Raw genomic sequence first — 11,747 nt, 5'->3', positions numbered from 1 at the left:
TTCCAAAAAAAATACATCTCAAAAACGAAACAACATCACTGCAATATACCAATAATTCTATTAATAACCATTCTAACACTCTGTTCGTCCGTACGAACAGTAATATCTGCAATTTCTTGATACAATGGCTCTCGTTCAATAGCTAAAGCTTCTAATATTTTTTGTGATGCATTATTAGTTTTTAATAAAGGACGTTTTTTATCTCTCTGAGTACGAACTAATTGTTTCTCAATAGTAGTCTCTAAATAAATAACAAAACCTCTGGAAGAAAGCCGATTGCGATTTTCACGTGATTTAATCGAACCTCCTCCAGTAGCTAATACAATTCCATTTTTATCAGTCAATTCATTAATAACCTTTTCTTCTCGAAAACGAAAACCATCTTCACCCTCTACATCAAATACCCAACTTATATTGGCTCCTGTACGACGCTCAATCTCTTGATCAGAATCAAAAAATTCCATATTTAAATATTGTGCTAATTGACGACCAATAGTACTTTTCCCCGCACCCATAGGACCAATTAAGAAAATATTACGTTTCTCTACCATATCTTAATTATAAAACCACTTTATTAAGCATAATAAATTGCAAATTAAAAACAAATAAAAACAAATTAGAACTGGAACAAAATAAACCGTTCTGCTATAATCAGCAGCTTTGAATATTTTAAATAACTTAAAACATTCTAAAACATAAATCATGGCATTTGCAAATTACAAAATGAATAAAATAACAACACACCCATGAAAATAAAGTCTATAATTCAATAATCTTACTAAAACATATTATAATTCATACTAAACATTTTATAAAATATGTACAAAAACCACATCTCACGTATTCAACATTCTTAAACTGAAACCAACATAAACAAATAAAACTCATAACAATTCCAAAAATTTAAATATCAAAATTAAAATTTACTTATTAATTAAATCATCCCCAAAGTAAAAATCCTATGATTATTATTGGATAATAATTGAATTATTTAACGCAAAACAAAAGAAAATCAAAAACTTTCGTCAATTTAACATATTACTTTATATAAAACAAACACAAGTATATCAACATACACAAAATAGACACTTAATATATTAATTTTACCAAAATATATTCAATAAACACTAACACAATAAACAAAATATCTAAATATAATTAATTCAAATAATCTATTAAATAAAACTAACAAACTAGTACAAAAAATCTAAATAACTCTAATTCATTTGTCCTAAATTTTGAAAACAATCATAAAAAAGTTCAATATTTATACACATATAACAAATGCAAATAAATAATATCAAAAATAAAATAAACGACTACATTACATTTTACAAATTAGAATCCCATATCTAAACTGATCATCATTTAAAATATTAAAACACAACTTAATAAATAAATATAAAACCGTAACATCACATTACAATTTTTAAAATTTCTGATAAGAACCTTCATACAGAATTCTGAATTTAGAATTAATTCTATTCAATAAAAATCAAATAAAATCAATATAATTATTTTAATCACTCAACGCATACAAATCTTAAAATGATACAAAACTTGTAATATCCTAAAATTAACATTAGAATAATATTATTTAATAAGCAAAATATATTACAATATGATAGATATTACTAATATTGCTCAAGAACACTTAACAAAATTATTATCACAACAAAAACCCGGAACCCAAATACGCATATTTGTCATAGAACCTGGAACATATAATGCAGAATGTGGTATATCTTATTGCTTTGCTGAAAATATTAATCCTTCAGATATAAAAATTAGATTCAAATCATTTTCAGTATATATAAACAAAACTAATCTACCTTATTTAAAAGATACTGAAATTGATTTAATTTTTAACCAAACAGAATCTCAACTAACAATTAAAGCGCCAAATGCCAGAATGTGTCAACCTAATGATGATGCACCACTTGATAAAAAAATTGAATATATTTTACAATCAAAAATTAATCCAGTACTTGCGCAACACGGAGGATCTGTAAAACTCATAGAAATAACAAAAGATATGTCAGCAATTATCCAATTTAGTGGCGGTTGTAATGGTTGCTCTATGGTAAATCTTACTTTAAAAGAAAGTATTGAAAAGGAATTACTACAAAAATTTCCAGAACTAAAAAAAATCTGTGATCTGACTGAACATCAACACGGAAAACATTCTTTTTATTAAAATGTGAAAACAGGAAAAAAAATTAAAAATTCCTTAAAAATATAACATGTGGAAATTAAATATACTTAATCCACGAAGTATATTATAAAGAAATCTGATACTTTTCCAATAGTTATTCTAAACAGTAAAACAAAAATTACGAAAAATAATATATATTATCTCTGATAATTTCAAATCCTATCTTAATATAAAACATAAAACAAATAAAATACACACTACACAAAACAACAATTAAATTAAATTAACTTACATAACATTCTTCGCAATGGCTCAGCAGCTCCCCATAACAACTGATCACCTACAGTAAAAGCTGAAAGATAACGTGGACCCATATTTAATTTGCGTAATCTACCAATTGGAATATTCAAAGTACCAGTAACAACTGCTGGTGTAAGTTGATGTAATGAGCAACTATAATCATTTGGTACCACAACTACCCACTCATTATGTGCTGCAAGCAAAAATTCAATTTCTTTTAAAGAAACATTTTCTTTTAACTTTATAACAAAAGATTGACTATGACAACGTAAAGAACTAATGCGCACGCATAAACCATCAATTGGAACTACTTCCTTAAGGCCTAGTATTTTATTAGTCTCAACTTGACTCTTCCATTCTTCTCTGGTTTGACCATTATCTAATAACCTATCAATCCATGGCACTAAATTACATGCTAAAGGCACACTATCATAATTATTTAATATTAAATTATCATTTAACAATTTAGTTACAAGGCCTTCAATTTCTAAAATAGATATATCAGAATTTAGCAATAAATCACTTATTGAGTTATGTATATCACCTATTTGCATTAATAATTCACGTACAAATTTAGCGCCAGCACCAGAAACAGCCTGATAGGTAGATACTGAAATCCATTCAACTAAATTAGAAACAAATAAACCACCTAAAGACATCAACATTAAACTAACAGTACAATTACCACCTACAAAAGTTTTAATACCTCTATCTAGACCTTGATTTATCAAATGTTGATTAATGGGATCAAGGACAATAATAACATCTTCAAGCATTCTTAATGAAGATGCACTATCTATCCAATAACCTTGCCAACCAATATTTCTTAATTTTGGATAAATTTCATTTGTATAATCACTACCTTGACATGTGACAATAATATCCAAGGAACTAAGAATATCTAAATCCCAAGCGTTTTGTATAATACCAAAACGATCATTCATATTAGAAACAGTTTTGCCATATTGAGAAGTCGAAAAAAAAACAGAAGAAATATTATTAAAATTATTTTCTTCAAGCATACGTTTCATAAGCACTGATCCAACCATCCCTCGCCAACCTATAAACCCAACATTTTTCATATATTCTTCCTTTTGCATCAAATAACTTACTAAATAAACAAAATTTATATGCTGCAATTACATCTAATTTACGAATATACTATATATTACACTAATAATATGAAACAATAAATTTAAAATAAGAACATAAAAAAATAAAAATTAATTCGTAAATGAACAAAACAACAATTAATTTCAATTAATAAAACTTAAGGAGATTTATATACTAATGAATGAAATGATATCAGCTACTATACTACTATTTTTAATTATGGATCCGATTGGAAATCTACCAATCTTCATGTCAATTCTAAAACATTTAGAACCAAAAAGAAGACAAATAATTGTAATTAGAGAAATGCTAATAGCTTTACTATTAATGTTAATATTTTTGTTTGTCGGCGAACATATACTTATATTCCTTAATTTACATACAGAAACGGTATCTATTGCAGGTGGAATTATTTTATTTTTAATAGCAATTAAAATGATCTTTCCATCACAAGAAAACAACAATTCAGGATTACAAATAGATGAAGAACCATTCCTAGTACCATTAGCCATTCCTTTAGTTGCGGGGCCATCAATTTTAGCTACATTATTACTGTTATCACATCAATATCCTCATAAAATTGATTTTCTAATACTATCACTACTAATTGCTTGGGGGTTATCTATATTAATTTTAATGCTATCAAATGTATTTTCTCGTCTATTAGGAAACAAAGGAATAAACGCTCTAGAACGTTTAATGGGGTTATTATTAATTATGATTTCTACTCAAATGTTACTGGATGGCATAAAAGACTACCTTCGCACATAAACTATCAACGCTAAAGTACGATATATTACTTATTAAAATAAAATTGAAAAATTATATTTAAACAGTAACATATCGTACAACTTACGCGATTTCAATAAGCATTTTACCCAAAAATAAACTTTAACTATTATAATAATTGATATACTTAACTAAACAAAATTTAAGATAAATATATAATTTACTTTAAATTTTATTAAATCATTCTTATCCATAACAAAAATAAAATAACAAAAATATCAAAATCGCAACAACATCAAGAATTAATTATTTGAAATTATAAAAATTTTATTCTATATAATAATCATTATTCATAAAAAATCAGTTTTTATCAGATACATTTCTCGTAAATAATGAGAAACAGCTTCTTCTTCATTACTACCAATAATTTCTAACCAAGGAAGACTATCTTTTAGTCGTTGTTGAGCATTACGCATAATACAACCTTTACCAACCATTGATAACATCTCTTGATCATTCATACCATCCCCAAAAGAAATACAATCTTGCAAATCATAACCTAATAAGTTAGCAACTTCATGTAAGGCATAACCCTTGGAAACACCACCAGGCATAACTTCAAGACACATAGGTAAAGAAAAACTAACATTAATACAATCCCCCCAACGCACATTCAAAAATCGTTCCAAATTTAATAGATGTTGATAGTCATCACTAGTAAAATAAACTTTACAAATGCCATCAGCAGGTAACATATTTTGTTGGTATAATTTAGCATGAAAAGAAAAACCACTAAGATAATTTTCTTTATCTAGATGAACGTTACGATTTATATACCATTCATCATTACGAAATATGTTAGTAACAATTTTTGGATCATTATACACTAAATCAAACAATTCCAAAGCTATGTTTTCATTCAAATTATGAGAAAAAATTAACTCATTACTATTGTCATATACTCTAGCACCATTGGAAGTAATCATATAAGCAGAAATATTTAAATAATCACGTATCTTAATGACATTGACATGGTGACGACCAGTAGCAAAAACAAAATGTATACCCTGGGTAATAAGGGACTGTAAGATTTGTTTAGTAAAACAACCGACTTTATGATCAGAAGATAATAAAGTACCATCCAAATCAGATGCAACAATATGAAACATAAAACACCAAACCTCTAATATTCAATTAAATAAACAATTATAATCTTATTATAAAATACATAACTAAGTTTAGTAGTAATGATTTATAATTAAATATACAATAATAAATTTAAACATTCATTTAGATTTATCCTAATTTTCCGCCATATCTATTATAATATCATTTAAAAATATTTGATCTATAATTATAAATTAACTAATAAATATATATTAAAGAAAATAACCTTTCCTCGAATATATAAATATATATATCATAGTTTTTACTATTTAAAACTTTAGAAAAACCTATTTTGTTAGAAACAATTCTTAACATAAAATATATATATAGCAATTAAAAGCTATCTTAGTAAAGAAATACAAAAGTCTAAATAACTACATCAAGTAGCCGTTAACATAAATAATACAAAAATACAAATCAAAAAAAATAAATATTCATATAACAAAATTTAACAATAATTATTTTATTACATAACTTATGATTGAAATTTAAATATATCTGAAATAAAAAACAGTATATGTAATCATCAAAATATCGATTCTAAAATATTAATTCTATAAAATTTAAATACATAATATACAATACATGAAAATATAAAAATAAAATATCAACACTGAATAATAAACAAAATTATAACCAATTTTTATGCTTAAAATAAAGATAAGGAGCTAAACCAGTTAAAATCATTAAGATAATAGCTATGGGATATCCAAAAGACCATTTTAACTCCGGCATAAATTCAAAATTCATACCATAGCTAGAAGCAACTAATGTAGGTGGTAAAAAAACTACAGAAAAAAATCTAAGAACACGATTTTGTTCAATATTAATGAACCCCATTGCTATTTGTATCAAAAAATTAACTTTTTGTAATACTGTTTCAGTATGAACTAATAAATAATCTATAATACTTAAAACTTTCTTTGCCTGACTTATTTGATTGATAGAAATTTTTGCCTTACGAATCAAAAAATCAACAGAACGTTGAGTATCTAATAAACATCTACGCAATTTCCAACAAACTTGTTCTAAACTTGCTAAAGTAGAAAATATTGAACTGTATTTATCTATTTCTTTCCCATTCATAATCAAGACACCCAATACTTCTAAATCACTATAAACATTCTCTATTTTATTTGCCAAATGATCTATTTTTAACTCAAATAAATCTAATAAAATTGTATATGCACCATTATCATCAATAAAAAGTTCTGTATTATCAACATCCGTTTGATAAAAACGAAAAACAGATATTTCTTGTTCACGTACACTATATAATTTCCCATCACAAATTATAAACGAAACAACAATACCATCCGTTTGATGATATATCTCATTGTAAAAAAATACAGAACAAATATATAAATCTTTTTTGCTTTTTAAAAATTTACTATTACCAATATTTCCCTTAGAATCAAAACATTTTATAAAACTATCACCTAACTCTATTTGTATGCGATTAAATTCATCTTTGGTAGGTTCAATTAAATCAATCCATATCGCTTCACGCAAAGCAAAAGATTTTTCCAAATTAATCTTAACTAATTGATTATTCTCCAATTTAAAAGCGCTAAGCATAACCACTATTTCCTTGGTGATTAAAACTAAAACATATCATATATCAAACTGCTGAAATTAAAATAAGAACTAGCAACAAAACATTCGACAATATTAAATAAATATCGCTCAAATACAAAATTAAATTTGAAATCACCACACCGACATATTTAATGACATAATTTCCAAAACAACACCACAATATAATGGAATATATACACACATTTAACATAAAATTAATAATATACATTAAAATAAATCAGGAAAATATAACAAAAACAAAGCAAATCAACAATAAAAAACGAACCTACAATTACAATTGAAACTATAACATAATAAAAAATCACTACAAAACAACAACTACTTATATATCAAAATGGCAGTCTATCATATTTTATTTATAAAATTAAGATAAAATATATTTATTAATCAAAATACATAATCTTTAAAATCACGTTACAAAACAGTAATAAAATAATATCAATCTAATCTCCTGAAATCAATTTGAAAAAAAAACATTACTTATGCATTCTTTAGGTAATTCATTAATAAAACGGGAAACTTTACATATAATAGCTTTGCCATATATAAAACGATTTTCAGCATAACTAATAGTTAAACTATGCATCGCACGGGTAATACCTACATAAGCTAATCTACGTTCTTCTTCTACTTGCTTTTCTCCTAATAAAGACATTTGACTAGGAAAAATACCTTCCTCCATACCAACAATAAATACCTGAGAAAATTCTAATCCTTTAGAAGCATGTAAAGTCATTAAATTAACAGAATCAAGATCAGAAAATAATTCAGAACTACGATAATCTTTATCATTTTCTAACAAATAATATGAAACAAAATCACGCAAAACAGATATATTATCACTTCTATTTTCATAATTTTGATCAAAACGATGAGCAGCATCTAAGATTTCTTTAAAGCTCTCAATACATAACGTAGACTTAGAACCTTGCATTTGCTTGTAAAAACAAAACAAACCAGTTTCTTTTATTACTAAATCTATTTGATCAAATAATGATAACTGTTCAATTTCTTCAGATAAAAAATTAATTAAAGTAATAAAATCCTGTAATACTCTAAAAATTCTTGTTTTTAATTTAGTATTATTTAATAAATTCTTAGTGCTTTCCCATAAAGTCAACTGATCAGTAATAGATATATTTCTTACTAAATCTAACGTACGCTTTCCTATACCTCTAGGTGGAACATTAAGAATTCTTTCATATGCAACATCATCACTTTTATTAATAATTAAACGAAGGTACGCGAACATATTTTTAATTTCTTGACGTTCAAAAAACCTGATACTACCACCCCATATCTTATACGGAATCTTACTATGTAACAATACTCTCTCTAAAACAAGAGATTGAATATTACTACGATACAAAATGGCACAATTATTCAATAAACCTCCTTTTTGTTGCCAAGCTTTTATACAATTAATTACAAAATATGCTTCATCTAATTCATTCACTGCTCTATATAAAGAAACAGTCTTCCCTTTGCCTTCTGTGCTCCATAACTTCTTAGCAATACGATTTTGATTATAGGAAATTAAAGTATTAGCTGTTTGTAAAATGTTATTAGTAGAGCGATAATTTTGTTCTAGACGAATAATACGTGTTGATGAAAAATCACTAATAAATCTATAAATATTATCAACCTGAGCGCCACGCCAACTATAAATTGATTGATCATCATCACCAACAATCATAACATTGCTTTTTTCACCTAATAACAAATACAAACAATTATATTGCATTTTATTAGTATCTTGAAACTCATCCACTAAAATATTAACAAACTTATTTCGATAATAAGCTAAAATAGCTGGATTATTCAGTAACAAATTATATAAACGACATAAAAGTTCATCAAAATCTACTAATCCAGCACGATCACACATATTCTGATAAACTTTATAGATATTCAACCAAGTAATTTCTGATTTACTTGATCGTCCATCAACATTAGGAAATAGAGAAGATTTATTTTTTTTATCGCTAATAAAACATACAGCACTATTAGGTTGCCATTTTTTTTCATCTAAACCAAGATAACGAATAGATTTCGTTAATAAACATATCTGATCATTCCTATCTATTATTTGAAAATTTTTAGGCAAATTCGAATCTAAATAATGAGAGCGCAATAAACAATAAGCAAAACCATGAAATGTACCTATCCACATTCCTTTAGAAAAATCACCAATTAAAGCGTTTATACGACTCTTCATTTCCAATGATGCTTTATTAGTAAAAGTTACTGCCATAATTGAAGAAGAAGAATAATTCTTTATCATTTTCAACCAAATAACACGATGGGTTAATACTCGAGTTTTTCCGCTACCAGCACCAGCTAAAACCAGTACATGACTGTCTTTAGCAACAACAGCTTCACGCTGTTTATCATTCAGTTTATTAAACAAACTTACAATATCCATGGGCAGATTAAGAAAATGTTTAATTCAAAAAAAAATGAAAATCATATACATAAAAATTTTATTTATTATAACAATTCTGTCAAAAAAAACAATTTTGAAATATCTAAATGAGGTACATAACTCTTATTAAAACCAAACGATAATTCTCAACATATTCATCATACAAGAAACCTGAACCCACCAATTAATAGCTCTATATATCTATGATTACATCATTACCTATATGCATAATATTCTGCAAAATATACCTAATTATTTTACCGTCATAAAATACATATCTTCATATGGTTTTACACAATCATCAATTCAGACACGAAAAGCATAACTAAAATATTTATCTAAACCATACATAACTAAATTAACATTACTATTAGTAATAACAACTAATGACAACTAGAAATTAAAATATTCAATATAGAATATGTATTCATAAGATAATATTAATTTCACTATGCCAATCAATAAAAATCTCCATTGAACTATCGATACCTACAGAAGCTTCATTTAAACTAAACCAAAAATCTATAAAACTAAACTAATAAATTACCAGTGCCAATAATTAATATTATAATAAAAATTTGATTCATGTTGAAGTAAAATACAACGTAACTTTCAATGTTCCCTAATACTTAAATTATTACTATTAGCATAATGATGTCGTAAAATAAAATTAATTTATCTCCACATTAGCAATAACTGAACGATTATCATAAAACATCGTCTAAATTAAAAGTTAATATATATAAAGGCCTTAATAAACGACGAAATATTAACAATATAAATCTCCAAATTAACAAAATATAACTAAATAACTAACAACCAAAAATTATTACTTTTCACACGCTTAAATGAAGAAAACAAAATAAAAATTAAATTAAGAAATTTTTGTTAACAAAATAAATAACATGATAAATAAGAAATCACCGGTTTATATATTAAAAATTTAAACTAATATCTCCATCATAAACATGAGTAGCTGATCCAGTCATATACAAAGCATGTCCAACCCCTTTCCAATTAATTAATAATGCTCCACCTAAAAGATCTACATTCACTTGTTCAGATAATAACCCCCGTTGAATACCTACAGCAACAGCCGCACATGCACCACTACCACAGGACTGTGTTTCGCCAACACCTCTTTCATATACTCTTAAACGAATATGATTATAATTAACAATCTGCATAAAACCAACATTAGTCTCTTCAGGAAATCTAGGATTCTGTGACAACAAAGCACCAATAGCTGTAACGTTAACAATATCCGCATTATCCACTAGAATAATGCAATGAGGATTGCCAATTGAAACAACACCACATAACATAGCTTGCCCAGCAACATATAAAACATAACTATTTTCTATTTTACAAGCTTTAAACGGAACCCTGGCGGGACAAAAATCAGGTTCCCCCATATTCACTTTAATATAATCATCCCTAATAAAAGATAACATCATGCATCTGGTTCTAGTACTAACATAAACGATATTTTTATAAGTTAATTTCTTAATTTTTACAAAACTACCTAAACAACGAACACCATTACCACACTGATTTACTTCTTGACCATTAGCATTAAAAATACGATAATTAAAATCTATTCCGAAACGCTCTGATAACTCTACTAATAATAATTGATCAAAACCTACTCCATACCGTCGATCAGACAAACGACAGATTGTTTTTCGCGTAAATGCAATATTTTGTGTTATTCCATCTACAATCATAAAATCATTACCCAATCCATGCATTTTAGAAAATCGCATTGATACCTCAATAAGTAATACAATTAAAATAACAATAATATAATAAATATTACGTAAATTAGCTATTTATCAACTAGTAAAATTAAATTTATATTTAAAAATCAATGGGAAAATAAAAAAATAACATTCTCATAATATATTTACAATTACAGTTACTAAATTATTAATTATAATAAAATTATAAAAATCAAAATATCATACCATTATTAGTATATTTAATTTTAATTATATTAAAATTAAATATACTAAACAAAACTCTATCATTATCTTCATATTAATAAATAAATAAATTATTAATAAACTTCATAAATATTTACTATACAAAAACACATATAAAATTAATAAATATTTTAAAATATAACTAAATTTAATCATCAGGAATAAAGAAAAATTTAATCATAATTTCAAAAAAAAAATATATACTATATCTATATGTATAGATACTTAAATAAACAATAATTTTATAAAATCAAATAAAAACTAACTTATAAAA

8 protein-coding genes are annotated in these 11,747 nt (G+C 25.6%); 2 read left to right on the top strand and 6 right to left on the bottom strand.

The window, feature by feature from the left end:
* Window positions 1-35: 35 nt before the first annotated feature.
* Window positions 36-551, bottom strand: coding sequence for a shikimate kinase AroK (aroK, locus tag GN160_RS02620; RefSeq protein WP_192380130.1), 516 nt, complete (start codon window positions 549-551; stop codon window positions 36-38).
* A gap of 1,070 nt (window positions 552-1,621) precedes the next feature.
* On the opposite strand from aroK, the gene nfuA reads away from it, so the two are divergent.
* The gene (gene nfuA, locus GN160_RS02615) at window positions 1,622-2,197 is read left to right on the top strand and encodes a Fe-S biogenesis protein NfuA (RefSeq protein ID WP_192380128.1); all 576 of its coding nucleotides are present in this window, start codon (window positions 1,622-1,624) and stop codon (window positions 2,195-2,197) included.
* 236 nt (window positions 2,198-2,433) lie between these two features.
* Here nfuA and asd read toward each other — a convergent pair whose 3' ends face one another.
* Window positions 2,434-3,537: an aspartate-semialdehyde dehydrogenase gene (gene asd, locus GN160_RS02610; protein WP_192380127.1), complete on the bottom strand. Its 1,104-nt coding sequence runs from the start codon at window positions 3,535-3,537 to the stop codon at window positions 2,434-2,436.
* Window positions 3,538-3,745: 208 nt separating this feature from the next.
* On the opposite strand from asd, the gene GN160_RS02605 reads away from it, so the two are divergent.
* Window positions 3,746-4,339 carry a YhgN family NAAT transporter gene (locus GN160_RS02605; protein ID WP_192380125.1) on the top strand — a complete coding sequence of 198 codons (594 nt, stop codon included), beginning with the start codon at window positions 3,746-3,748 and terminating at the stop codon, window positions 4,337-4,339.
* A 308-nt stretch (window positions 4,340-4,647) separates the two neighbouring features.
* On the opposite strand, the gene yigL is transcribed toward GN160_RS02605, so the two are convergent.
* The 4 genes from yigL to dapF all read right to left on the bottom strand — a co-directional run bounded on the left by yigL (window position 4,648) and on the right by dapF (window position 11,254).
* Window positions 4,648-5,466: a sugar/pyridoxal phosphate phosphatase YigL gene (gene yigL / locus GN160_RS02600; protein ID WP_192380123.1), complete on the bottom strand. Its 819-nt coding sequence runs from the start codon at window positions 5,464-5,466 to the stop codon at window positions 4,648-4,650.
* A gap of 628 nt (window positions 5,467-6,094) precedes the next feature.
* Window positions 6,095-7,042, bottom strand: coding sequence for a magnesium/cobalt transporter CorA (corA, locus tag GN160_RS02595; protein ID WP_192380121.1), 948 nt, complete (start codon window positions 7,040-7,042; stop codon window positions 6,095-6,097).
* 478 nt (window positions 7,043-7,520) lie between these two features.
* Complete coding sequence (locus GN160_RS02590) at window positions 7,521-9,488, bottom strand: UvrD-helicase domain-containing protein (protein WP_192380119.1); 1,968 nt, start codon at window positions 9,486-9,488, stop codon at window positions 7,521-7,523.
* A gap of 935 nt (window positions 9,489-10,423) precedes the next feature.
* Window positions 10,424-11,254 carry a diaminopimelate epimerase gene (gene dapF, locus GN160_RS02585; protein ID WP_192380117.1) on the bottom strand — a complete coding sequence of 277 codons (831 nt, stop codon included), beginning with the start codon at window positions 11,252-11,254 and terminating at the stop codon, window positions 10,424-10,426.
* Window positions 11,255-11,747: the final 493 nt, after the last annotated feature.

This window comes from Blochmannia endosymbiont of Colobopsis nipponica (genome assembly GCF_014857065.1).
In the GTDB taxonomy this organism is placed as follows: domain Bacteria; phylum Pseudomonadota; class Gammaproteobacteria; order Enterobacterales; family Enterobacteriaceae; genus Blochmanniella.
The sequence above is the reverse complement of the archived record's forward strand: the minus strand, read 5'-3'. Positions and strand labels throughout refer to the sequence as shown.

Coding starts and splice junctions, on each gene's coding strand:
- dapF (WP_192380117.1), bottom strand. CDS start 11,254: ATGCGATTTTCTAAAATGCATGGATTGGGTAATGATTTTATGATTGTA.
- asd (WP_192380127.1), bottom strand. CDS start 3,537: ATGAAAAATGTTGGGTTTATAGGTTGGCGAGGGATGGTTGGATCAGTG.
- yigL (WP_192380123.1), bottom strand. CDS start 5,466: ATGTTTCATATTGTTGCATCTGATTTGGATGGTACTTTATTATCTTCT.
- GN160_RS02590 (WP_192380119.1), bottom strand. CDS start 9,488: ATGGATATTGTAAGTTTGTTTAATAAACTGAATGATAAACAGCGTGAA.
- corA (WP_192380121.1), bottom strand. CDS start 7,042: ATGCTTAGCGCTTTTAAATTGGAGAATAATCAATTAGTTAAGATTAAT.
- GN160_RS02605 (WP_192380125.1), top strand. CDS start 3,746: ATGAATGAAATGATATCAGCTACTATACTACTATTTTTAATTATGGAT.
- nfuA (WP_192380128.1), top strand. CDS start 1,622: ATGATAGATATTACTAATATTGCTCAAGAACACTTAACAAAATTATTA.
- aroK (WP_192380130.1), bottom strand. CDS start 551: ATGGTAGAGAAACGTAATATTTTCTTAATTGGTCCTATGGGTGCGGGG.